Raw genomic sequence first — 22,909 nt, forward strand, 5'->3', positions numbered from 1 at the left:
GCCCTTGACCCGTGGCGCAGACCAATTGAAACTCCTGCGCACCAATCAAGGGAGTTCCAAATGGTTTTCAAAGCCACGCCTTCTGCCATCATCACGGCCTGCCTGCTCAGCACCCTGGCCATCTCCAGCGCGCAAGCGGCCATCAGCGCCAGCGTCAGCTTCAGCGACCTGCGCCTCACCTTCCTCGACAACAGCACCGGCGCAAGCATCGTCCCATCGTTCACCTTCAAGCCGACGAACACGGCGGTGGCCGCCTTCACCGATGTGGGCTATCAGGAAAGCGATGGCAATTTAGGCAGCCTTCCAGGCCTGCCGCTGCCATCAATCTCGGCCGCGACCTCGCTGGGCTCAGCCGCCCTCAATGGAACAGGCGGCTCGGCGTCCGCCACGCTGGGCAGCAGCCATGACCTGACCATCCCTTCGTACGCGCCCTCGGCACCGTTTGCCACAGGCACGTCCCAGGCGGTCGCCGTCGTGGGCTACGACGACGCCTACGGCACACCGGGGCTGGGTGAAGAGTACAGGTTCCAGATCACCCTGGGTGCGGGCACGTCGGTCGTGTTCGAAGGCTCGTATGCCAGCTCGCTGAGCCTGTCGCAGCAACAGGTGGCCGATCTGCGGGACGCCGTGCTGGCCCAGAAGGACCCCACCCGCGACCTAGAGTACCTCTCGTATTCGGCAGCGGCCACCGCGGGGGTGTCGGGCTACCTCTATGTGGGCAGCCTGGCAGACCCCTCGGTGAATTCGTTCAATGCAGGAAAGCAGCTTTATGTCAACAACGACCTGTGCGCCGACTGCAGCTTGATCGACCTGACCTCGCAGGCCAACGACACGTTCAGGATCTCGTACACCAACACGACCGATCGCGACCTGGATGTCAACCTGCTGTTCCTGGCTGCCGCTCAGGTCAACCAGGCCGCCGGCATTCAATACACCGAGGTCACCCCGCCTGTGGTCCCTGGCGTTCCCGAACCTTCCACCTATGCCCTGATGGGACTGGGGCTGGCCGGGCTGGGGTGGGCGCATCGCCGGAACTCGCGGCGCTGAGGGCCGCCTGCGCAGGGGTCCTGCACAGCCTTCCAGAATATAGGCGAACTTGGCACATCCGGTGCGACGTTGCGTCGAAACGCCGAAGCCGGGGAAGGTCATGCATTTCTCACACCACAAGCGGCCCAGTTTCTGCATGATGGGTACCAGAGACCTGTGCTGTACCCGCAGAGGCCCCCTTCCTGGAACCCTTTTCACTGGAGGATGGCGCATGAACTGGCTCAACAACGTATCGTCGGACAGCGATCAACCGATCGCGGCGGCCTGCCTGGTGCAGGGGCACTGGCGACATCGGCTGCACCCGTATGCAGACCCCGTGTTGTGCCACCTGGTGATCGACCTGGCCGCCCCCCGCGTGGTGGCCGCCCAGGTGATCGAACCCGGCCAGACGGAAGACCTGGATCTCAGCGATCTGGAAGACCTCACCCAAGTCCTGCTGGACAAGGATGTGCACCACCGCCCGGCCGCCTGGGGCTTCGTGCCCTGCCCCGTGCTGCCCACCTGGGCCAGGCCCACTTTCAGCGAACAGCAGATCGAAGAGCTGGAGCGCATCCAGGGCTACCTTATCGAGGCCACGGACGACACCATCCAGGATGTGCTGCGCCTGCGCGAGGATTTCCTGCGCGGCATCGGCATGACCGACCAGCACATCATGCGTGCCACCCGCGCGCCGGATCCGAGCGCCAGCAGCCGCAAGGGCACCCGCTCGGTGAACTGAGCCCCAGGGCTCAGGCGTACTCGACGGCCGAGTCGCCGCGGCAAAAGCCGAACAGGCTCAAGCCGCTGCGCTCGGCCAGCTGGATGGCCAGGGCCGTGGGCGCCGAAATCGCGGCCATGGTGCCGATGCCCGCGCGCACGCACTTGCTGACCATCTCGTGGCTGGCCCGGCTGGACACCAGCGCCAGCCCATCCGGCGTGAGCTCGCCACGGCGGGCCAGGGCCCCAATCAACTTGTCGAGCGCGTTGTGCCGACCCACGTCTTCGCGCACCAGCGCGATGCCGCCTGCCTGCGTGGCCCACGCCGCCGCGTGGCAGCCCCCTGTCTGAGCCTGCAGGGCCTGCAACGGGGGCAAGGCGCGCATGGCGCGGCCCATGGCCTCGGTGGACCAGGGCGTGCGCACCTGCACCGGCGTGGTCGGCGCGGGCAGGCTGTCATGGAAAGCCTCCAGGCTGTCGATGCCGCACAGCCCGCAGCCCGTGCGCCCCGCCAGCTGGCGCCGCCGGTCCTTGAAGCGATCGAAAGCCCGGGGCGACACCTGCAGCTGCACCGACACGCCCAGCGGCCCGGCCTGCACCTCCACATCGCGCACCTCGTCCAGCGACATCAGCAGCCCTTCAGACAACGAGAAGCCGATCGCAAAATCTTCCAGGTCCAGCGGCGTGGCCATCATCACCACGTGCGACACGCCGTTGTAGACCAGGGCCACCGGCTGCTCGTCGATCACCCGGTCGGCCTGGTGCTGCGTGCTGCGGCCGGCATGGCGCGTCACGGCCACGCGGGCCACGCCCTGCACGGGCGGCTCGGCCACGGCGTTGTCTGGCGCGCTGCTCATGCGGCCACCGCCTCGGCCGGCGCGGCGGCAGGCCGCAGGCGCACCGGGATGGCCTTGGAGGCCGGCGTGCGCGCGCCCACCGCGTGGTTGGCCAGCGGCACCAGCACATTGGTCTCGGGGTAGTAGCCCGCCACGCAGCCCCGCGGGATGTCGTAGTCGACCAGCAGGAAGCCCTTGGCCTCGCGCACCACCGCGTCGTCCAGGGCGGCCCCCACCAGGTCCACCCAGGCGCCTGCCGGCAGGCCCAGCATGGCGCGGTCATCCGCGTGGATGAACAGCACGCGCCGCTGCCCGAACACGCCACGGTAGCGGTCGTCCAGGCCATAGACGGTGGTGTTGTACTGGTCGTGCGATCGCACCGTGGTCAGCGTGAACACCGGCCCGCCCACACGGCCCTCTGCGCCCGCATGGGCAGCCGCCTGGGCCTGGTGCACCGCCGTGTCCGTCGGGATCGGGTGGGCGAACAGCTGCGCCTTCCCAGAAGGCGTCACCCACACGCGCTCACCCGCCGTGTTGCGCAGGCGGAAGCCCCCCGGGTGGTGCACCTTCTGGTTGAAGCCCTTGAACTCGTCGAACACCTGCTCGATGTGCTCACGGATGCGGTCGTAATCCTCCACCAGCCACAGCCAGGGCACGCGGCTGTCGGGCAGGGTGGCCACGGCCAGGCGCGCCACGATCATCGGCTCCGACAGCAGGTGATCTGATGCGGGCTCATTGATGCCCGCCGACAGGTGCACCATGCTCATCGAATCTTCCACGCTCACGTGCTGCGGCCCGGCGGCCTGCTGGTCGATCTCGGTGCGGCCCAGGCAGGGCAGCACCAGCGCCTCGCGCCCCAGCACCGTGTGGCTGCGGTTGAACTTGGTGGCCACGTGCACCGTGAGCGCACAGCGCTGCAGCGCTGCCCAGGTGGTGGGCGTGTCGGGCGTGGCCGCCGCGAAATTGCCGCCCATCGCAAAGAACACCGAGGCACGCCCATCGCGCATGGCCTCGATGGCACCGATGGTGTCGTGCCCCTCATGGCGCGGCGGCTCGAAGCCATACACCGCCTGCAGCCGGTCCAGGAAGGCCGGTGCCGGCTTCTCGTAGATGCCCATGGTGCGGTCGCCCTGCACATTGCTGTGGCCGCGCACCGGACACAGGCCCGCACCCGGCTTGCCGATCATGCCGCGCAGCAGCAGCAGGTTGGCGATCATCTGCACCGCAGCCACGCCATGGCGGTGCTGCGTGATGCCCATGCCCCAGCAGGCGATCACCTTGTCCGACCTGGCGATCACCTCGGCCGCATGCAGCAACTGCTCGCGCCACAGGCCCGATTCACGCTCGATCAGCGCCCAGTCCTCGGCCTCGATGTCGGCGCGCAGCGCCTCGAAGCCCTGCGTGTGCCCGGATATGAAATCCGTGTCCAGCACGCGCGGCAGGCCCTGGGCCACGGCCTGCGCATCCAGCACCAGCAGGTGCTTGATCACGCCCTTGAGCAAGGCGATGTCACCACCCACCTTCAGCTGGAAGTAATCCGACGTGATGGTGGTGGATCCGCCGCTGAGCATCTCCACCGGGCTTTGCGGATCGGCAAAGCGCTCCAGCCCGCGCTCACGCAGCGGGTTGAAGCTCAGGATGCGCGCGCCACGCCGGGCCGCTGCCCGCAGCTCGCCCAGCATGCGCGGGTGGTTGGTGCCCGGGTTCTGCCCGAAGATCAGGATGCAGTCGGCCTGTTCGAAATCATCGAGCGTGACCGTGCCCTTGCCCACGCCCACGCTGCCCTTGAGCCCCAGGCCGCTGGGCTCATGGCACATGTTCGAGCAATCCGGGAAGTTGTTGGTGCCGAACTCGCGCACGAACAGCTGGTACAGAAACGCCGCCTCGTTGCTGGTGCGCCCCGAGGTGTAGAAGATGGCTTCATCGGGCGATGGCAGGGCCTGCAGGTGCCGCGCGATGGTGGCAAAGGCCTCGTCCCACCCGATGGCGCGGTAGCGGTCTGCCACCGGGTCATAGGCCATGGGCTCGGTCAGGCGGCCCATGGCCTCCAGCGCATGGTCGCTCCAGCCGCGCAGCTCGCTCACCGTGTGCTGCCCGATCACTTGCGGCGTGGCCCGGTCGGCTGTGGCCTCGGCCGCCACCGCCTTCACGCCGTTCTCGCAGAACTCGAAGCTGGAGGTGTGCTGCCGATCCGGCCAGGCGCAGCCCGGGCAATCAAAGCCATCGGGCTGGTTGGCCGACAGCAAGGTGCGCGAGCCCTTGGCCGCGATGCGGTGCTGCAGCAGCTGGCGGGCCACGCTGCGCAGCGCGCCCCAGCCCCCGGCAGGGCCCTTGTAGAACTGGATCTTGGCTTCGCTCATGGCGTTCGGGGCAACTGCGCTTATGTCTTGATGAACATGTGCGCCGCACAGCCGCATCGAACCGCACCCACACACCTGGCATGCACTGTAGGCCGGCCATGCCGCCCTGGCAATAAGCGCCCCACAGCCGATAAGTTATGCTGCTGACAGCATATGAAAGCGCTCCACGCCCACATCGATCCGGCCTGGCAGGTCACCGGCCCCGGCGGCCTGGCCCTGCCGCCCAAGGTGCTGGGCTGGCTGGTGGCCATCCAGGCGCACGGCAGCCTGTCCAGCGCATGCAAAGCCACCGGCGCCTCGTACCGCCACACCTGGAAGCTCGTGCATGAGGCCGAAGCCGCCATGGGCACCCCGCTGGTCACCATGGCGCGGGGCAAGGGCTCGCAGCTCACCCCGCTGGGCGAGGCCCTGGTGTGGGCCCAGCGCCGCTTCGAGGCCCGCCTGCGCCCCCAGCTCGACAGCCTGGCCTTCGAGCTGCAGACCGAGCTGCACCGGGTGCTGAGCGACGCCGACCGTCCCCTGCGCGTGAGCGCCAGCCACGGCTTCGCGATCGAGGTGCTGCAGCGCCTGCTGGGCGAGGCCGGCGAGCCGCTCGATTGGCGCTACACCGACAGCACCCAGGCCCTGGCCGCCCTGCACGCCGGCCAGGCCGACGTGGCCAGCCTGCACCTGCCGCAGGGCCCCGCGCAGGCCGAGGTGCTGCGCCAGTGCGCCCGCTGGCTGCGCCCCGATTGGCACTACGTGCACATGGTCACGCGGCGCCAGGGCCTGATGGTCAAGCCCGGCAACCCGCTGCTCATCGACGGCGTGGCCGATCTGCTGCGCGCCGATGTGCGCTTCGTGGCGCGCAACCATGGCTCGGGCACGCGCCTGCTGCTGGAGACCCTGCTGCGCCGCGACGGGCTGGATCCCACCCCGCTGGCCAACCGGTCCACCGGCGAGCACACCCATTCGGCCGTGGCCGCTTACGTGGCCAGCGACATGGCCGATGTGGGCTTTGGGGTGGAGACCTCGGCCCGCCGCTTCGGGCTGGAGTTCATCCCCGTGCAGACCGAGCGTTACGGCCTGCTGGTGCCCCAGGCCGTGCTGGGCACCAAGGGCATGCAGCGCCTGATCGAGCTGCTGCAGGGCGATGCGTGCCAGGCCGCCTTCCAGGCCCTGGAGGGCTACCGCCTGGACGCCTGCGGCACCGTGGCCCCGGCCAGCCAGGTGTTCGACGGCTGGCGCCGCCTGGTGGCCTGATCGGCCTTGCCGCTGATCAGGCGTGCAGCGCCTGCAGGGCCTCGCCCGCCTGGATCGGATCACCCGTGCGGTTGTAGGTGTCCACCCAGACCTGGTAGCTCTTGATCACGCCCGTGTCCCACGGGTGGAAGCCCGGCTTGAAGTAGCGCAGGTACTTGCCCGTGAGGCGCGTATACAGCCCGCCCCAGCCGAACAGCCACCACAGGCCCTTGCTCATCATCTTCCAGCGCTGGCCGCGGCTGAAGCCATCCACCTTGAGCATGTAGCTGGTGGTCAGCAGCACGTTCAGGTTGAAGCCCAGCGTCACGAACACCAGGGCCAGCGTGCGGCGCAGGTAGCCCACCTTGGCCACCTTCTGCAGCACATCGAAGGCCACGGCCTTGTGCTCCATCTCTTCCATGGCGTGCCAGGCGTACATGGCGCGCATGCGGTGGTCGGCCTGGGCCAGCACGGTCGAGTCCTCGCACAGCGCCTCGGCCATCGTGGCCGTGAGATGCTCGGCGGCAGCGGTGTCGGCCAGCGTCACCGCGGCCGGAAAGTGCTTGCGCGCGATGTTGAACATCATGTGCCGCTGAAAGGCCTCCAGCTTGTCCACATCGATGCCCTGGCGGCGCAGGCGGTCGTTGTACTGGCTGTGCACGATGCCGTGCTGCCCCTCCTGCCGCATGAACTGCTTCACATCGCCCAGCAGCTGCGGATCGGTGATGCGGTCACGGAAATCACGCACGCAGCTGATGAAGTAGCGCTCACCCTCCGGGAAGATGGTGGACATGGCGTCGAAGTAGCGCGATTTGAACGCGTCGCCGCCGAACCAGTATTGGGGGATGTCGCCTTCCAGGTCGAAATCCAGCTTCTCGCGCGGAACGATCACGGGCGCATCGGGTGCGTGCTTGCTCATGGGCTTTACTCCTCCGTCAGTGAGGGTGACTGTAGAGGTTTGCGGTCAAAGGCGTGAGAGGTTATGGCGACAAGTGAGGGAAGATTTCGCGACAGCGCTTGCATGCAAAGAATCCCAAATTCGTTTCATTATTTGTTTCATACGTGCATTGAGATAATTGAGTACCATCAAGCCATTCAGGCAAGAATGCCTGTGGAATTGCCCTGTCATACGGCAAAAATCAATTCATCATTCAACATTCAATTCGTTTCATCTCTACCATCCATGAGCGTTGAACAATTGATCCAGTTCCTGCGCAGGCAAGCCGGCGTGAACGGTGGATCAGCGCGTGTGCCCGCCGCCCAACTGGTCGACGGGCTGGGTATCAGCCGGCCCACCCTCATGCGCACGGTGCAGGCCGCAGGCCCCGCCGTCATCGCCATGGGCCAGACACGCAGGCGCGCTTATGCCGCCCGCCGCCCGCTGCGGGGCAGCATGGTGCCCCTGCCAGTGTTCCAGATCACCCCGGACGGCGAACCCCACCAGATCGGGCAGTTGCACCTGGCGCATGGCCACGGCTGCTGGTTCGAAGGCGCCTTCCCAGGGTGGCCCCTGGATGCCAGCGACAGCGCCATGCGCGATGGCTGGTTCGAAGGCCTGCCCTACCCATTGCAAGACATGCGGCCCGAAGGTTTCCTGGGCCGATCTTTCGCCCGTGCCCATGCACCGCTGCTACAGGTCAGTGAAGACCCGCGCGATTGGTCTGATGACGACACCCTGCATGCCCTGTCTCTGCTGGGCTCGGACACGGTGGGCGATCTGATCGTCGGCGAAGCCGCCTACCAGCGCTGGGCTCAGCGCAGGCTGGGCAACGACAGCACCACGATCGCTGAGCACGACCGGCCTCAGGCCTACTTGAAGCTGGCCGAAGCTGCCATGACGGACGGCACCGCAGGGTCATCGGCTGCGGGCGAGTTCCCAAAGTTTCCGGCCGTCATCCACCGCACGGGCACAGGGCCGCAAGGCCTGCCCGAGGTCCAGCACGTGCTGGTCAAGTTCTCCGGCTCGGATGATTCACCCGGCTCACGCCGCTGGGCAGACCTGCTGGTGTGTGAGCACCTGGCCCTGCAAGCCCTGGCCGGGCTGGGCCTGCGCACAGCAGCATCCCGCATCCTGCAGGCTGGTGGCCGCACTTTCCTGGAGCTCGATCGGTTCGATCGCCATGGCGCCTTCGGCCGATCGCCCATGTGCTCCTGGCAGGTCATCGGCAACACATTCCTGGGCGACATCAGCGGCACGTGGCCTGATGCCGGCACCAGGCTGCGGCAACGGGGCCTGATCGCCCGCAGCGATACCCAAACACTCGACGCGCTGGCCCTGATGTGGCACTTCGGCAAGTTCATCCAGAACACCGACATGCACGCCGGCAATCTGTCGTTCGTGCCTGTGAACGGGCAGTTGCAGGTGGCGCCAGCCTACGACATGCTGCCCATGCACCACGCGCCCGTGCGCGGTGTAGAGCTGCCCGTGCGCCCATACGAAGTGCGCTTGCCCTTGCCAGCCGCGTTCGGGCATGCCCGCTTGGCGGCCACGGCCGCTGAAGCGTTCTGGGACACCGCCAGCCGCGATGTGCGCATCAGCGAAGCATTCAGGGCGGTGTGCGCCAAATCGGCTGAAGAAGTGCGGCGCTTGCGCGGCGTGATGGATCGCTGAAGTCACCACGGCCACATGCGCATGCGCATCACCCACCACCTTTCACTGGCCCGCTTGCCGCAGCAGGCTCAGGCCGAAGAGCCCCGCAGCGAACTGCTGGTGGATGGCCAGCCCAGTGGCCGTGTCCTGCCCGGTGCCGTGCTGGAAGCCGCCGTGCAATGGCGTGGTCAGCACCTGCTGTTCATCACCGACGACGTGCCGTATGAAGAAGCACTGCGCATCGTGCTGATCGATGCCAGTCTGCACACCGTGGATGCAGCACAGCTGGGCGCGGCGTATTCCACCGGATCGTTCACCGACTTGGCCCTGCTGCCACCTGACACCGTGAGCTTTCGCTTCATCGGTGACACCACCTGGACGGTGCAGTTGTTGAGCAAGGATCAGTTCCGCCTGCCATGGGTGTCAGAGCCCAGAGGTGTCAGCCGCCGCATAGGATTCACTCGGCGCTTCATCGTGGATGGTGAGCCTCAGCCCGAGCGGGGCTGAAGCCACCCCATCAACATCACTTGATACCAACCACCGCGTTGGCCCGCGCGCTCACCGTGAACGGCCCATCGCCAGCACCCAGGCGGCGCCGCACGTTGTCCCTCAACGCGGCCCGCTGCTCGGCTGGCAAATCATCGATCATCGAGCGGATCATGTTGCTGCCGGCGGCGCTGTTCCAGTATTCATCGAAGCTGCTGAAGCCACGCTCCACGGTGATCTGGGTGGTGCGCACATCGTGCAGGCCGGCCTGCTGCCACAAGGCCTGGGATGCCTCGATGGTGGATGCCTCCACACTGGGCGGCATGCTGGGCGTGAGCCCGATTTTGAGCATCTCTGCCCCAATGGCCGACAGCGGGAAGCCCTTGTTGAGCATGTCCCAGTGGTAGGCGGCCACGATGCCGCCGGGGCGGACGGCGCGGCACATCTCGGCCACGCCTGCCGGCGCATCGGGCACGAAGAACAGCACCAGGGCCATCACGGCGACATCGCAGCTGGCATCAGGCACGGGTGCGTGCAGGGCATCACCCTTGGACCACGTGACCGGTGCACCAGCCTGCAGGCGCTGGCGTGCATAGGCAAGTTGCGCTTCAGAGGGGTCGATGGCCTGCACGGCAGAAGGCGCGCAGCGCTGCACGATCAGTTCGGTGAAGGCGCCGTTGCCGCATCCCACATCCAGCCAGCTGGATTGCTTGGGGGCGTTGATCCAGTCCAGGAACCGTTCGCCGACCAGCAGGCTCCAGCGGCCCATCATCTGTTCATAACTGGCCCCGTCTTCGAAGCGGATCGTCTGGTCTGACACGGTGTCTCCTGGCTGTTGAGCCAAGGATTATTCAGCATGCCCCATGCATCTGCAGCAAAGTACCGCCATGGGCACCTTCTGCAAAAGGTTGAACTGGTTCAACACTGCTGCCCGCCTGCCCCATGTACCAATGAAGCCATGACACGCCAGCACCTGCCCATGCTGATCGCCACCCCCATGGGCCAGACGCCGCGCTGCCTGGTCAGCTGGGACCAGGATTCACATGTGGTTTCCGCCAGGGTTCTGCGCGAGCCAGTAGAGCCAGCCAACTTGGCGGGCCACATCAACAGCGCGCTCATCCAGGCCCAGCCCGAACGCCGGCTGATGGTGGGCGATCTGGACCTGCTGCTGGACAGGCAAGGCCTGCTCACATCGCTGGAGATCAGGGTGGGGCCCCGTGCATCGTGGCACGCGCTGGCATTGCCCTCTATCGTCAATGCACAAGGGCCGGTGGACATCGCCTTCGACACCTTGTTCGACAACAACGGCATTGCGGTGTTGGAGACCAATGTGATGGTCGCGTTCGTTTCGGTGGCGTCGGAGTTTTCGTTCCGTATCGATGGACCAGCTTCGACACGTTATCTCAGGCTGGCGGACAACATCTACTTCGGCACGAACGCATCTGGTCGATTGTCGGAGGTCAGGATAGTGACCGCGTCTATCGCGACATAGAAGGCATGATCGATATGGCGGACACGAAGACGTCAACCCCTTGCCGCGCGGATCTCCGTCCATGGCACAGGCCTGCCAGGGAGGTCCTTCTCCAAGAACGCAAGCCACCAGTACCCCAATCAGAGGGCCCCGCCACCGCATACCTGCCGTCAGAATCCCCCGTAAATAAATCACTCGGGAGGACACCATGGCAACGTGGTTCAAGAAATGGATGGGGGCGCTCGCGATGGCCAGCCTGCTGCAAGCGTGTGGCGGCGGCTCGAACACGCCTTCAACAAACACCAGCCAAGGCGAAGGCCTGCTCACCGTCAGCCAGGCCCTGCGTGGCACCGTGCTGACGACGGCCAACGCGCCGGTGCCGGGTGCTCAGGTGCGCTGGCGCAATCAGACCGTTACCACAGACGCCCAAGGACACTTCCAGTTCGACGCGGCAGGCTCCACTGACGATGCCCTGCAAGTCACGCATGCAGGCCACGCACCAGGCGTGCACAAGCTGGCCGGATCGGCAGCCGACCATGTGGTGGTAGTGCTGACACCACATGGTGTCCAGCAGACCTTGAACGCAGCCACAGGCGGTGATGTCGTGGACACAAGCTCTGGCGCGCGTGTCCATCTGCCCGCCGACGGAATGGTTCTCCATGGAAGCAAGCAGGCAGCATCCGGCAATGTCACCGTCACCCTCACGAGCATCGACCCCGCCACCAGCCCCGGGGCCATGCCTGGCTCTTACCTGGTCCGGTCTGCCGACGGCGAGGTGGTGCCCATTGAGAGCTACGGAGCCCTCCATGTCAGCCTGACCGACGCACAAGGTCGCCGTCTGGATATGGCGCCTGGCAAAAAAGCCGTGATCCGCATTCCCGTCACCAGCCGATCGGCCATGCCTCCTGCGACCATCCCCTTGTTGCATCTGGATGAAGCCACTGGCATCTGGAGCTTCGAGGGAGAGGCCGAGCTCAAGGGTAGAGCGCCAGCGTGGTACTACGAAGGTTCGGTATCGCACTTCACATACTGGAACGCAGACATCACACTGGATACCGTGTATGTCTCCAGCTGCCTGGTCGACGGCAATGGGCAACCCGTGGCGCAACAAGTCCTGTACAGCGAGGGCCTGGACTACACGGGCATCGGGACTGTCACTACCGACAGCCAGGGACGCTTCAGGCTGCCCCTGCGCCGAGGTTCGCGCGCCATGCTGTCCGTGCAAGGTAACAACTACATCGATGCCGTGCTGGGCCCACATGCCAGCGATGCCGCCATCGAAGCCTGCTACAGGCTGAACCCAGCGCCCAATAACCTGACACTGGTACACCAGCCCGAAGATGCCACGAGCGTCAATGGCATGGCCAGGTTTGTCGTGAAGCCAGCAGGCGCTGGGCCCTTCAAGTACCAATGGCAACGCAACGGCGTGGACATCCCTCCTGCAACTGGCCCTACATTGACCATGTGGGCCGTGGACGCCGCTGACGGCGACAAGTTCCGGGTGGTCGTGCGGCAAGGGCTGAATGAGGTGATCAGCCGTGAAGCGGTACTGCACATCGCCGCCGAGTCGCCGCCCGTCGTGCTGGGCACGGCACGCTGGGTCTATGTGAAAGCAGGCGAACTGCTGTCACTGTCGGTCGATGCCCGCGGCTCCGGGAGCCTGACCTATCAGTGGAGCTTCAGCGGTCAAGCGATCGCTGGCGCGACGGGACCTTCGCTCAGCATCCATGGATTCACCGCACACAACCAGGGCGAATACCACGTGGTGGTGAGCAACCGAGCAGGTTCCGTTGAAAGCGATCCGTGGACCGTCTCGCTCCAGGCCTCAGGCTCGGAGGGCTCGGGCAACGCACCAACATCAGAGCTGGTGCGCGATGTATTGAGCCAGTTGCTGAACGCCCGAGAACTGGCCTACTTCGCCACAGCAGGCTTGGCTGACAGCGATGGCACCATCAATTTGGTCCCATCCCCACAGGACATCTGCACCCGCGGTTCAGGAGCTTGGTCATTGGACGGAACGCCCGTGATTCAAATGCGCGCGCTTCGGCCTGATACCACTCATGCGCTGATCATGAGCTTCAACCAATGTGGGCTCGACGATGAGGAGCTCTACAACGGCAGCATTTCCTTGGTCCAGCGCATCAGTGAACTTCTGAGCACCGGCAGGCGCACCTCCTTGCATTCAACGTTCAGCAATTTCTCGGTCGGCTTGGGTGGTGCATTGTTCAATGGCCGCATCGATGTCGACACCGACAGCACGACAACCCAAAACAGCCACCTCACATCGAAGACCATCGAACCACAGCCTGGTTTTAGCGTCCGCCTCCCGAACAACAGCGCAGTGCTTGTCTTCACGGGAGGACGCGTGCTCATATCAGAAGATGCCCGGTTTACGCAGCAAGAAGGTGTCACCACGCTCCGTGAATCTCAGTCATACGACAACTTGTCGCTGACGTCATCTGGCTCTGCCTTTTATGCCACGGGCAGTTTGACATCCACACGCTCAGGATCAACGAATGAGGCCACACAGACACATGCTGGCGAAGTGGTCCTGCAGTCTGCGGGCCCGCAGGTGGGCCGAGTCTTCGCAGACACACAAGGCCGTTTGATGGTGGATATCGGAGGCGTGATCTCGCCATTTCCGGGCCGCTGACGTGCGCAAGATTTTCCAATGACCACCGCAGGTCGAGCAAGGCCGGCGAACAATCGAACGCATGAACAAGACAGGCCAGGGATGGATGGTGGCGGCGGTCATGGCCGCGGCTACGGCAAGCACATGGGGCTGGGCACCTCGGGGTTGGTGGCTGCTGATCCCCATGGCTTTCAGCGTCCTCCTATACGCCCTCTCGTGCACACGAAGCCCCTGGGCCGCCTGGTGGTTGGGCTGGACCTTTGGCACCGCCTCCCAGTTGGTCGGGCATCGGTGGATGTACACCGCCATGACCACCAAAGCCGGCATGGACTCCCTGGGTGCCACCCTGCAGTTCTGCGTCTTGGCCCTGTACCTCGGGTTGAGCACAGGCTTAGCCGCCCTGGTCTGGAAGGCACTGCACCGAAAGCACGGACAGGACGGGAACCCAGGGGGATTGGCCTTGTCAGCCGTCTCGTTCGCCGTGCTCATCACTCTCGCGGAGTGGGCCCGCTCGGTGGCCTTCGGAGGCTTCTCCTCGCTGTCGGTCGGTTACGCGTTCACAGACACCTGGATGCGCGGCTACATGCCCATCGGCGGGGTGTGGTGCGCGAGCTTTGCGGTGCTGTTGACCACGGCCCTGGCATGCCAAATCCCGTGGATGGCATCACGCAGGCAGCAAGCGCTGGCCTTGATCATCGCCATTGGCGTCGTGGCCGGCGGCGCAGGATTGACAGAGATCAACTGGGTGCAGGCATCGGGCCTCCCTCTGAGCTACCGCCTGCTGCAACCCAACGTAGCGCAAGACCTCAAGTTCGACCCGAACCACATCACACAGCAACTCGAAGCGCTCACGCGCCATTTGGAATCCGAGCGCGCCGACATCATCCTGACGCCTGAAACCGCAGTGCCACTGTTCTTCACGCAGTTGCCTGCGGGAATGACCGAGCGTTGGCAGGCCCGCAGCGCCACCGGCAACAGCCACTTGTTCGTGGGCATGCCCATGCTGGACGAGGCCGGCAGGGCGCACAACGCCATGCTCCACCTCAGCCCGGATACACAGGCTTTGGCGGCGTACCACAAGGTCCGGCTCATGCCATTCGGTGAGTACACGCCCAAAGGCCTTGAATGGACCACCCGTGACTTGGCCCTTCCCCTCAAAGATTTGGTACCGGGCTCGCTCGACCAAGCTTCGTTCCAGGGGCCTGCCCATCAAGGCATCGGCGTACTGATGTGCCAGGAAGAACTCATGGGCGAGGACGCCCGACGTGCGGCAGCCCAGGCAGGTGTGATTCTTAACCCGAGCAACCTGGCTTGGTTCGACGAAAGCGCAGCGATCGCCCAGCGGCTGCAGATCGTCAGGGTCAGGGCCCTGGAGATTGGCCGTCCCATCCTGCGGTCTGCCAACACTGGCGTCACTGCGCACATCGATCACACAGGCGAGGTGAAGGCCGCGGCCCCTGAGCGCCGTCTCACCGCATTAAGCGGCATGGTGCAACCCATGCAGGGTAGAACACCCTATGCCGCGCTGGGCGACCTGCCGTTCCTGGCTGTGGCTTTGGGCTGGTTGTTTGTCCAAGCCTCCGTCACGATTCGTTTCAGATTCGCTTCTGAGCACCCCTGAAGGGGGGGAGACCACAGGGATCCGGACATCTATACTTTTTTGGCGTCGTGAGCAAATGCATCGCGGCGTTAAACCAAACTTAAACTCACTAGGGAATTTCAGATGAAAGCCAAGCTTCAGCGTGGCCAGGGCATGACCGAGTACATCGTCATCGTCGCCCTGATTGCCGTTGCCGCCATTGCCACCTATCAGTTCTTTGGCCAGACTGTCCGCAGCCAGACGGCCGGTATTGCCCGCGAAGTCGCCGGTCAGGACGCTACGGCAGCGATCACTGAAGCACAGGGCCGTGCCGCAGATGCAGAGACTGAAGGCGCCACCCGCAAGGGCCTGAACGCCTATCAGAACAACAACTCGCGCTAACAAAAAACAAGAGCGTGAGAACCGCCAGCCCTTCGCGGGGCTGGCCGCCGTACCTGGGAGGGCGGCAGCAGCGTGGCCAAGCCATGGTCTATGGACTCTTCGTCCTGGCCGGCGGCCTGGCTGCGCTTTTCTTCCTTTTCAACGCCGGCCAGCTGACGCAGGACAAGGACAAGCTCATCATCGCGGCAGATGCCACCGCCTACAGCGCGGGGGTGATGCACGCGAGGGCCTTGAACTACACCGCCTACGCCAACCGCGCCCTGATCGCCAATGAGATCGCCGTGGCACAGATGGTGAGCGTGGCCTCATGGACAGGCTACATCGAGCAGCACGCCAATGGCGCTCTGAGCCAGAACTGCTACAGCTGGTGGAACAGGCCCGCTGCCGAAGGATTGGCCAAATACGCACCACTGTGCATGGGCCTGGCCTGGAGCCAGGAAGTCATCGCGCCCACAGCCCAGTGGGTTGAAAAATCCGCTTCGATCGCCGTGACTGGCGTCGAGGTCGCCAAACAGATTCTGCAGGTATCGCAACGCGCCACCATGGCCCTCATGGCGGTTGCGCGAACCCAGGTGATGCAGGATGTGGCCAATGCCAATTTCCGCGGCAATGGCACCGTCGATGTCGATCTGGTCCCGCTGGAAGACCAGTTCTTCGCTTTCGAAGGTGGCCCGCTGCTGCGCGAGCGCAGCGGCGTCCAACGCCAACGCATGGCTGATGTATCGGTAGCGTCGGCCAATGTCGACACCTTCGTCCCTAGTCGACGCTGGACGGATACCGCCATACTCCCCAACTGCATCGGCATCAACGGGGTGCGCTTCAACCGGGTAGAACGGGCAGGCGGTACCAACCTGATCGGCCTGGACGAGTGGAAAGCCATCGACACCGCGTCCTACTGGAGCCACCGTCGCAACAAACGCCAGCAATGCGTGCTGCGCGGCGAGGAAGTACTCGGCAACGGCTCTCAACAAGCTCACAAAAACGGCGACGCCGACAACGGCAACCGTGATCTGTTTGGCCAGTCGCGCCGCGTCAATCCACGGGCCAGTGCTTGGGCCAGCACCAATGAATGGTCCCAGTACACAGGGATCCCCAGCTTCTTCGAACTCTCTGACGCCGCCCTCGCCTACACGCCAGAAAACGGCAACCCCGATCGACGTGAGCTGGCGATTCGCTTCTCTATGCGTGTGACGCGCGCACCGGCGCAGACACCCACCTCTCAAGGCCGCTCTCAGATTCGTCAAGCCGCCAACGGTGCCCATGACCTGAACCGCTACCAGGGCGCCCCCTCCGATGGCGCGTATGCCGCCGTCGCCACCTCCGAGGTGTTTTTTGACCGGCCTGCAGGTCGCTCGGATGGCCGTCGCGAACTGGGCAGCGCCTTCAATCCTTACTGGCAGGTGCGTCTTGTGCACTCCCAGGCGGCCGTCGATCAAGCCCGGGCCCGGCAGGGCCGCCCGTTCTGAGGACACGCCGTGCGCAAAACACCATTCGAATTCCCTCTCGCTGGGCACACCCTCAATCTGGGCATGGCCATGGTCCTTCTCCCCGCCACCATGTCCTGGGCCTTGGCTGAAACCCGGCTCGAGCAGCGTATCGCTCAGGCTGAGGCACCGCATCAAGCGCTTGGCAAGGCCGAGCCGCGTGTGTCCATGCACTGGGCGCGGCGCCTGGAGCAACTGGGCGATGACGCACTCAACCAGCAACATCTGGAGAAGATGCGCGAAGACGTGCGGAAGTGTGCTCAAGGCAACCGGGAGCACGGGCTGCCTGTCAAGCCGGTCGAAGAGTGGCCTGACCGGACTTATCGCGTTCGCACAGACAGCTACGTCAGTTCAGAGGCGTCCATCGTCTACGCCCATGGCAGCACCTACCTCGTCAACTCGAAGGACTGCAGTCTGATAGAGGGAGAAGGCCGCCACATCACCTTGCGATGGTCAGGCGGCTTGTGCAAGGCCAACCTGATTGAGAAGACCACCTCGGGCACCTGCCCGGGGGATCTCAAGAGCCTGTCCAGGCCCGGCAAGCTGGGCCTGCGGTCAGCACAGGGCATTCCAAAGCCGCCCCATGGCATGCCTGTCAACCCTCTACTGCCCCGCCTCACCGGTGAAGCAAGAACTGTTGCTGACCAGACCTGCGACGTGGTGACGAACCCACTGGATCCGGATGGTGGAACGCTCTGCTACGCGCGTGCGGTGGGCTTCGCGGGCCATGGTCTGGCACCCGCACCTCAAGGTACCTCGCTGCCCCTCGAATCACGCTCGAAGCGTGGCAACGTGTACAGAGCAGACGCCGTGCAGATGAACTTCGCCGTTTCGCAAGAAGTCTTCGTGCCTCACCTGAAGGGCGACTTCTCTGTCAAGCCACAGCAGGGGAACCTGCGATGAGCATTAGGCACACGCGGCGCGGCATGCCTGGCCCCTCCTCACAGCAAGGCCAGGCACTGACTGAATTCCTGGTCGCCTCGCTGGTGGTGGTACCCCTGTTCCTGCTGATCCCCATGGTCGGCAAATACCAGGACATGGCCCACAACACCTTGATGGCCAGCCGCTACGTGGCCTTCGACGCCATCACGCGCAACGACCGTCTCAACAGCTGGAAGCCCGAGGCACAGCTTGCACAGGAAGTACAACGCCGCTTCTTCAGCAACAGCCGCGCGCCGATCAAGACGGGGGATGCAGCCGGCAACTTCCGATCGCACCGCAACGGGATGTGGACCGACGCCTTCGGCAACCCGTTACTGCGAAACTTCGATCAAGACGTGCGCGTGAGCTATGGGTTCGGCAACGGGACCACCCACAACGCCGGCTTCTCCGGATCAAGGGATGGAGATCCCTTCCTGCTCATGGGCCGCTTTGACCTGTCACGGCGGGGCATCTACACAGCCAACGTGGCCGTGACAGTGGCCAATCTACCTGCAGGCCTGAGGCTCATCGAGCCTTTCGACAACATCAATCTGGTGATCAGCCGCAGCACCACTGTGCTGCTCGACCCGTGGGCCGGGCGCGGTCCCCAAGATGTCCAAAACCGGCTGAGAGACACCGTGGTCAATCCGGGCAACCTGCTGGCCAACATCAGGCCCATGACCGATCTGGTGGTTGATGGCCTGGATGGCCGACTCCTTGATCTGGGCAACATCCGCGGCCCACGCCTGGGTGACGTTCAGTTCTGGCGCGATGTCGTGCCTGCAGATCGTCTGCGTTGAAGGCCACCACGATGCAACGGCCCTCACGCCCAGCCATGCAAGGTCAAGCCTTCATCTCAAGTGCCGCCACGGTCATCCTCGCGGGTGTCTTGTTGCTGCCGTCTCCTGGGCATGCTCGTTCGCCAGACACATGGCCACAAGTTGAGCTTCCTGCGGATGCCCAGACCTTCGATGTCGGCGGAGACTATCTGTCCAACGGCATGCCCACACGTGCCGCAGGCTTCATCAGCCCGCGCGGCACAAGCGCCGTGGCCGACTGGTTCAAGCGACACCCAGCCACCCACTGGTCGGTCGAGCGCATGCAAGACGCCACCGTGCTGGGCCGAGCCGAAGGCAAGCACTTCATCACCATCAAGCTCACGCCGCTGCGTGATGGCACGCGGGGGCTGGTGTCCATCATCGACCTGGCCAAGGCCGCGCAAGAGCAACCTCGCCTGCAAGCCAGACTGGCGCAGTGGGTCTCGGAGCTGCCTTCGGGCACACGCCTGATGAACCACGTGGCTTCCAACGATGCAGGGCGACTGTCGGAGCATCTGGTGCTCGTGAACCAGCAGAGCGAAGCCCTGAACATGCGCAGCGTCACAGCAGCCCTGGTCCGCCGCGGATTCGCGGTCGAACGCACGCTCGACTCATCCAGCATCAAAACAGCCTCTCCGTCCGCATCGCCCGATGTCAAGGCCCCCGCGGGCAAGGCCGTGCTTTTCAAGTCAGGCACCCGAGAAGCCGTGGCCGTCTTCTTCCGTGGGGAAGGGGGGCAATCGGCCTTCACCATCAACACCGTCATCCAGGAGCAGCCATGACCCGCCGCCTCCATTCCCTGCGCGTCCAGGGCCAAGCCATGGTCGAGTACGTGGTCGTCGTCGCGGCCATCACGGCAGCGCTCTTCGTGCCCATCGCAGACGATGCAAGCGGCGGCACGCGCCTGTCGGCCATCCAGCTCCTCGTACGGGGATTCCAGACCGGTTACGCCAAGATCAGCTCGTCGCTGTCGGCGCCCGAGTGAACACCAGAGCCCTTCCGTGAACATTCCGCGCATCAAACTCAACAAGCCCACCATCGTCCTGCTGGTGGCCACGTCCATGGGCCTGCTGGCCGCCTTGATTGCCCGCAGCTATCTCAGCAGTCGCATGGAAGAGATCGAGGTCAAAGCCAAAGGCCGCATGGTCGAACTGGTGGTGGCCAGCACTGATCTTGAAAAAGGCGCCGTGCTGTCGTCGGAGAACGTGTCGGTGCGTCCCATCCCCATCGAGTACGCACACGAGTCGGCGGTGACCCCTCAGGTCTTCACCCGCGCCGAAGGCGAGAAGCTGGGGTTCCCTGTCAAGGCGGGGCAGATGATCCTGTGGAGCTCGCTCGAATCCAAGAAGGCGCCCACGTTCTCGTCCCGGGTGGAGGTCGGCCGCCGGGCCATGACTGTGCCGGTGGACGAGATCAGTTCGATCTCCGGCATGCTGGAACCGGGCGACGTGATCGATCTGATCGTGACGCTGGACAAGCAGGGCAGCAAGACCACCTTCCCGCTGTTGCAAGGGGTGCAGGTCATGGCCACGGGCCAGCGCGCGGTCGATGACCCCAAGAGCGGTGAACGCCGCGAGTACTCCACCGTCACGCTCGACACCACACCCGAACAGGCCCAGCACGTCATCACGGCACGCGAAGGCGGCAAGTTGACCGCGCTGCTGCGCAATCCGCAGGACCAGAAGCAGATGGCCATCGCGAATCTGGACGTCGACAAACTGCTCAATGGCGCGCCCCCTGGGGCCGGATTGCCGGGCAAGGCATCGAAAACGCTTGGGGCGTCCGAAACACCCGGGCAGAACGACGGCATCCCCGTGCTCTACGGCGGGTTCAACAGCAAGTTCACCCCCGAGCAACTGCAGATGGAATCGGGCCGGCGGGCCATGCAGGCCTGGCAGAACACCCAGGAACAGGCCATGAAAGAGCACAACGCCATCGCCTCGCGTGCGGCCAGTGCAGCCGAATCCGCGGCGCGCCAACTCCAGGTCCTCAGCGGCGGCAACGCGCAACGTCCGTGAACCATCCCTTGTCATCGCTGCCGTCACCTCCTTCTGCTGCCGTCATGAGCTTGATCACTTCTGTTATTTCCTTTGGGCCTCGCACCATGCCCCTGGCCGCCGCCGTGCTGTGGGTAGGCCTGTGGCCCTTCATCGACGCCGCCGCCCAAACCCAGCTTTCGGCGCCTGCTCCTGTTCCTGCTGCGACGGACGACACAAAGGCCCCGGTGAACGGGTTCGCCGAGACGCTCACGCCTCGCAAGCGCCGACCGGCACAGGCGAAGGACGTGGCCTACGCACCGGTCAAGGCCATTGATGACCTCGGCCAGATCCCGGAGATCGAAATGTTCGTGGGCGAATCTCGCGTGCTTCCAGCACCAGGGGTGGGGCGCATCGCAGTCGGCAACGGCCGCCTGCTGACCGCTGCAGCGCTGGACAAGAAAGAAGTGCTGCTGTTCGCCAACGAGGCGGGCACCTCTTCCTTGTTCATCTGGAACGAGGACGGACGCTACCAACGGCTCAAGATCAACATCGTGCCGGGCGACACCTCGCGCGTGGGCCGTGAGATAGCCGCCTTCCTCGCCTCCATTCCGGGGGCCAGAGCGTCCATCGTGGGCGACAAGGTGATCGTCGAAGGTGATCGCCTGTCGGACCTGGATCTGGGCAAGGTCAAGAAGCTCGAATCGACCTATCCACAGCTGATCAATTTCACCAATCCGCGCGGCTACGACAAGATGGTGATGATCGACGTCAAGGTCGTCGAGTTTCCCAAATCCGAACTGCAGGAGTACGGGCTCAAATGGACGCCCACGGGTGGCGGTGCCGTCGCGGCCGTCTGGCTGCCCTTTCGCACCGGGCGCAATGGCCCTTATCAGGTCAACATCCCCGTCTCTTCTGGCCAGTCGAGCTTGCCGATCACCAACCCGGGCGAAGCCTCGACCACTCTTCACCGGGCGCTCAACAGCGCCGGCGCACTCAACATCGGCCTGAACATGACGCTCAACCTGCTGGCGCAGGAGGGCAAGGCCGCCGTGCTGGCCGAACCCCAGCTGTCCACGCGCAGCGGCAAGGAGGCCTCCTTTCTGGCAGGGGGACAGATCCCTTACGTGGTCACCAGCATCGAGGGCAACTTCGTCACCTTCAAGGACTACGGCATCAAGCTGGACATCGAGCCTTATGTGGACCGCGATGGCTACATCACGGCCGACATCGAAAGCGAGGTCAGTTCCATCGACACGTCTGTCAGCACGCCTGCGGGGCCAGGCATCAAGTCCCGCAAGACCAAGTCGACCTTCAACGTGGGCAGCGGGCAGACCATCGTGCTGAGCGGCCTGCTCTCGCGGGACTTCAGCAACAACGTAGACAAGCTGCCCTTTCTGGGTGACCTGCCGGTATTGGGCGCGCTCTTCAGATCCAAGCGCTATCAGAACAACGAGACCGAACTGGTGGTCTTCGTCACACCGAGCGTGATCGATCACAAGACGCCCGAGTTGGTGGACAAGGTTGACAAGGCCAAAGAGCGTCTGGAGAAAGTCCTTGGGCCAGCCCCCCATCTGACCGAGCCACTGCAGCCAAGCCAACCGGTGAGTACAGCAGCAGAGCCGTCGCAGCCTGCGCCCCCGCAAGAGGGGGCCGCGCAACCAACCAAGCCGGCGGTGTCCCCAGCTCCGCTGGCCATACCCGCACCATCGCCTGCCACCACGACGGTCTCCACGGCTCCCATCACCGCGCAACCCGTGGCTATCGAAGCAAAGTCGCTGGCCGGTGCTAGCCTGCGGGTGATGCTTGAAGGCCTGGCTTTGCGTTCCAGCCCTGACCTGCGCAGCCCCATGCTCATGCCACTGTCGCAGGGCGCCATCGTGCGACAAGGACAAAAACGGGCACGCGGCACTTATGCCGATGCCTGGCGCCACGTCGTGGTGGGAAACCTCGAAGGGTGGGCCGCCGCGCAATGGCTTGAGCCTGTTCGCCTGGAAGTGCTGTCGGCCGTGCCGAAGGGCCCGGGCGTACAGCAAGCGCAGGGCGGCAAAGAAGTGAACGCGCCCGTGGCTGCTGCCGCCGTCAAGGCTTTGTCCGTGGCGCCGGCGCCTGCCGTCAAGCCAACGCCCCTGCCCGCCTCAAAGGAAGCCGCTTCCGGCTCACCGCAGACAGGCGCTCCCAGCACCGCTCGCTACCGCGTGGCCCTGCCCAAGCTGGCCCTGAGGGTCTCGCCTGACGTCAACGCGATGGTCCTCGTGCAGGTGCCTGAAGGCACGGTCGTCGAACAGTCAGAGCAGCCACCGCAAGGCGCCTGGACGCCCATCCGCTACGCGGACCGCCAAGGCTGGGTGGCATCCCAGTGGCTCGAGCGCCAACCCTGAGGAGCGGCC

The 22,909-nt window shown here is 64.7% G+C and carries 20 protein-coding genes; 16 read left to right on the forward strand and 4 right to left on the reverse strand.

All coding sequences use genetic code 11. The annotated features are described in order from the left end of the window. Positions 1 to 60 precede the first annotated feature (60 nt). Both EIP75_RS14060 and EIP75_RS14065 read left to right on the forward strand, forming a co-directional pair. Positions 61 to 1,047: a PEP-CTERM sorting domain-containing protein gene (locus EIP75_RS14060; RefSeq protein ID WP_158622858.1), complete on the forward strand. Its 987-nt coding sequence runs from the start codon at positions 61 to 63 to the stop codon at positions 1,045 to 1,047. Between the two features lie 211 nt (positions 1,048 to 1,258). After that, positions 1,259 to 1,765, forward strand: a complete 507-nt coding sequence (locus tag EIP75_RS14065) for a hypothetical protein (protein ID WP_125243914.1) — start codon at positions 1,259 to 1,261, stop codon at positions 1,763 to 1,765. A 10-nt stretch (positions 1,766 to 1,775) separates the two neighbouring features. Here the strand turns inward: EIP75_RS14065 and fdhD are convergent, their stop codons facing one another. Then, a complete protein-coding gene (fdhD, locus tag EIP75_RS14070; protein WP_125243915.1) occupies positions 1,776 to 2,600 on the reverse strand; it encodes a formate dehydrogenase accessory sulfurtransferase FdhD in 825 nt (274 codons plus the stop codon). After that, positions 2,597 to 4,939 (reverse strand): FdhF/YdeP family oxidoreductase, encoded by a 2,343-nt coding sequence (locus EIP75_RS14075; protein WP_125243916.1) that lies wholly within the window; start codon positions 4,937 to 4,939, stop codon positions 2,597 to 2,599. The genes fdhD and EIP75_RS14075 overlap by 4 nt, the downstream gene beginning before the upstream one ends. Positions 4,940 to 5,092: 153 nt before the next feature. Between EIP75_RS14075 and EIP75_RS14080 the strand changes: the two genes are divergently transcribed. After that, positions 5,093 to 6,181, forward strand: a complete 1,089-nt coding sequence (locus tag EIP75_RS14080) for a substrate-binding domain-containing protein (protein ID WP_125243917.1) — start codon at positions 5,093 to 5,095, stop codon at positions 6,179 to 6,181. A gap of 16 nt (positions 6,182 to 6,197) precedes the next feature. Here the strand turns inward: EIP75_RS14080 and EIP75_RS14085 are convergent, their stop codons facing one another. Then, the gene (locus EIP75_RS14085) at positions 6,198 to 7,079 is read right to left on the reverse strand and encodes a metal-dependent hydrolase (RefSeq protein WP_125243918.1); all 882 of its coding nucleotides are present in this window, start codon (positions 7,077 to 7,079) and stop codon (positions 6,198 to 6,200) included. A 264-nt stretch (positions 7,080 to 7,343) separates the two neighbouring features. Here EIP75_RS14085 and yjjJ point away from each other — a divergent pair, with 264 nt between their 5' ends. Beyond that, on the forward strand, positions 7,344 to 8,771 hold the full coding sequence (yjjJ, locus tag EIP75_RS14090; protein ID WP_125243919.1) for a type II toxin-antitoxin system HipA family toxin YjjJ: 1,428 nt from the start codon (positions 7,344 to 7,346) through the stop codon (positions 8,769 to 8,771). Positions 8,772 to 8,786: 15 nt separating this feature from the next. Then, positions 8,787 to 9,257, forward strand: a complete 471-nt coding sequence (locus EIP75_RS14095; RefSeq protein WP_125243920.1) for a hypothetical protein — start codon at positions 8,787 to 8,789, stop codon at positions 9,255 to 9,257. A gap of 16 nt (positions 9,258 to 9,273) precedes the next feature. Here EIP75_RS14095 and EIP75_RS14100 read toward each other — a convergent pair whose 3' ends face one another. After that, positions 9,274 to 10,056, reverse strand: a complete 783-nt coding sequence (locus EIP75_RS14100; protein WP_125243921.1) for a class I SAM-dependent methyltransferase — start codon at positions 10,054 to 10,056, stop codon at positions 9,274 to 9,276. 159 nt (positions 10,057 to 10,215) lie between these two features. On the opposite strand from EIP75_RS14100, the gene EIP75_RS14105 reads away from it, so the two are divergent. The 11 genes from EIP75_RS14105 to EIP75_RS14155 all read left to right on the forward strand — a co-directional run bounded on the left by EIP75_RS14105 (position 10,216) and on the right by EIP75_RS14155 (position 22,900). Continuing rightward, entirely contained in the window at positions 10,216 to 10,728 is a 513-nt protein-coding gene (locus tag EIP75_RS14105; protein WP_125243922.1) for a hypothetical protein, read from the forward strand. A 226-nt stretch (positions 10,729 to 10,954) separates the two neighbouring features. Then, positions 10,955 to 13,360, forward strand: a complete 2,406-nt coding sequence (locus tag EIP75_RS14110; protein ID WP_125243923.1) for a carboxypeptidase regulatory-like domain-containing protein — start codon at positions 10,955 to 10,957, stop codon at positions 13,358 to 13,360. A gap of 100 nt (positions 13,361 to 13,460) precedes the next feature. Next, positions 13,461 to 14,960: an apolipoprotein N-acyltransferase gene (gene lnt / locus EIP75_RS14115; protein WP_274379815.1), complete on the forward strand. Its 1,500-nt coding sequence runs from the start codon at positions 13,461 to 13,463 to the stop codon at positions 14,958 to 14,960. 102 nt (positions 14,961 to 15,062) lie between these two features. Next, positions 15,063 to 15,320, forward strand: coding sequence for a hypothetical protein (locus EIP75_RS14120; protein WP_125243925.1), 258 nt, complete (start codon positions 15,063 to 15,065; stop codon positions 15,318 to 15,320). Between the two features lie 83 nt (positions 15,321 to 15,403). Continuing rightward, a complete protein-coding gene (locus EIP75_RS14125) occupies positions 15,404 to 16,786 on the forward strand; it encodes a hypothetical protein (protein ID WP_125243926.1) in 1,383 nt (460 codons plus the stop codon). A gap of 69 nt (positions 16,787 to 16,855) precedes the next feature. Next, entirely contained in the window at positions 16,856 to 17,707 is an 852-nt protein-coding gene (locus EIP75_RS14130) for a hypothetical protein (RefSeq protein ID WP_125243927.1), read from the forward strand. Positions 17,708 to 17,730: 23 nt separating this feature from the next. Further along, entirely contained in the window at positions 17,731 to 18,525 is a 795-nt protein-coding gene (locus EIP75_RS14135) for a hypothetical protein (RefSeq protein WP_125243928.1), read from the forward strand. Positions 18,526 to 18,725: 200 nt separating this feature from the next. Then, a complete protein-coding gene (locus EIP75_RS14140) occupies positions 18,726 to 19,325 on the forward strand; it encodes a hypothetical protein (RefSeq protein ID WP_125243929.1) in 600 nt (199 codons plus the stop codon). After that, positions 19,322 to 19,528 carry a hypothetical protein gene (locus tag EIP75_RS14145; protein WP_125243930.1) on the forward strand — a complete coding sequence of 69 codons (207 nt, stop codon included), beginning with the start codon at positions 19,322 to 19,324 and terminating at the stop codon, positions 19,526 to 19,528. The genes EIP75_RS14140 and EIP75_RS14145 overlap by 4 nt, the downstream gene beginning before the upstream one ends. Positions 19,529 to 19,544: 16 nt before the next feature. Then, on the forward strand, positions 19,545 to 20,561 hold the full coding sequence (gene cpaB / locus EIP75_RS14150) for a Flp pilus assembly protein CpaB (protein WP_158622860.1): 1,017 nt from the start codon (positions 19,545 to 19,547) through the stop codon (positions 20,559 to 20,561). 86 nt (positions 20,562 to 20,647) lie between these two features. Further along, on the forward strand, positions 20,648 to 22,900 hold the full coding sequence (locus tag EIP75_RS14155; RefSeq protein WP_158622861.1) for a secretin GspD/PilQ domain-containing protein: 2,253 nt from the start codon (positions 20,648 to 20,650) through the stop codon (positions 22,898 to 22,900). The last annotated feature ends 9 nt before the right edge of the window (positions 22,901 to 22,909 follow it).

This window comes from Aquabacterium soli (genome assembly GCF_003933735.1).
Taxonomy (GTDB): Bacteria; Pseudomonadota; Gammaproteobacteria; order Burkholderiales; family Burkholderiaceae_C; genus Aquabacterium; species Aquabacterium soli.

Excerpts from the sequence above, each read along its gene's own strand:
- EIP75_RS14060 (WP_158622858.1), top strand. The coding sequence starts at position 61 with ATGGTTTTCAAAGCCACGCCTTCTGCCATCATCACGGCCTGCCTGCTC.
- EIP75_RS14065 (WP_125243914.1), top strand. The coding sequence starts at position 1,259 with ATGAACTGGCTCAACAACGTATCGTCGGACAGCGATCAACCGATCGCG.
- fdhD (WP_125243915.1), bottom strand. The coding sequence starts at position 2,600 with ATGAGCAGCGCGCCAGACAACGCCGTGGCCGAGCCGCCCGTGCAGGGC.
- EIP75_RS14075 (WP_125243916.1), bottom strand. The coding sequence starts at position 4,939 with ATGAGCGAAGCCAAGATCCAGTTCTACAAGGGCCCTGCCGGGGGCTGG.
- EIP75_RS14080 (WP_125243917.1), top strand. The coding sequence starts at position 5,093 with ATGAAAGCGCTCCACGCCCACATCGATCCGGCCTGGCAGGTCACCGGC.
- EIP75_RS14085 (WP_125243918.1), bottom strand. The coding sequence starts at position 7,079 with ATGAGCAAGCACGCACCCGATGCGCCCGTGATCGTTCCGCGCGAGAAG.
- yjjJ (WP_125243919.1), top strand. The coding sequence starts at position 7,344 with ATGAGCGTTGAACAATTGATCCAGTTCCTGCGCAGGCAAGCCGGCGTG.
- EIP75_RS14095 (WP_125243920.1), top strand. The coding sequence starts at position 8,787 with ATGCGCATGCGCATCACCCACCACCTTTCACTGGCCCGCTTGCCGCAG.
- EIP75_RS14105 (WP_125243922.1), top strand. The coding sequence starts at position 10,216 with ATGCTGATCGCCACCCCCATGGGCCAGACGCCGCGCTGCCTGGTCAGC.
- EIP75_RS14110 (WP_125243923.1), top strand. The coding sequence starts at position 10,955 with ATGGCCAGCCTGCTGCAAGCGTGTGGCGGCGGCTCGAACACGCCTTCA.
- lnt (WP_274379815.1), top strand. The coding sequence starts at position 13,461 with ATGGCCGCGGCTACGGCAAGCACATGGGGCTGGGCACCTCGGGGTTGG.
- EIP75_RS14120 (WP_125243925.1), top strand. The coding sequence starts at position 15,063 with ATGAAAGCCAAGCTTCAGCGTGGCCAGGGCATGACCGAGTACATCGTC.
- EIP75_RS14125 (WP_125243926.1), top strand. The coding sequence starts at position 15,404 with ATGGTCTATGGACTCTTCGTCCTGGCCGGCGGCCTGGCTGCGCTTTTC.
- EIP75_RS14130 (WP_125243927.1), top strand. The coding sequence starts at position 16,856 with ATGGTCCTTCTCCCCGCCACCATGTCCTGGGCCTTGGCTGAAACCCGG.
- EIP75_RS14135 (WP_125243928.1), top strand. The coding sequence starts at position 17,731 with ATGCCTGGCCCCTCCTCACAGCAAGGCCAGGCACTGACTGAATTCCTG.
- EIP75_RS14140 (WP_125243929.1), top strand. The coding sequence starts at position 18,726 with ATGCCCACACGTGCCGCAGGCTTCATCAGCCCGCGCGGCACAAGCGCC.
- EIP75_RS14145 (WP_125243930.1), top strand. The coding sequence starts at position 19,322 with ATGACCCGCCGCCTCCATTCCCTGCGCGTCCAGGGCCAAGCCATGGTC.
- EIP75_RS14155 (WP_158622861.1), top strand. The coding sequence starts at position 20,648 with ATGCCCCTGGCCGCCGCCGTGCTGTGGGTAGGCCTGTGGCCCTTCATC.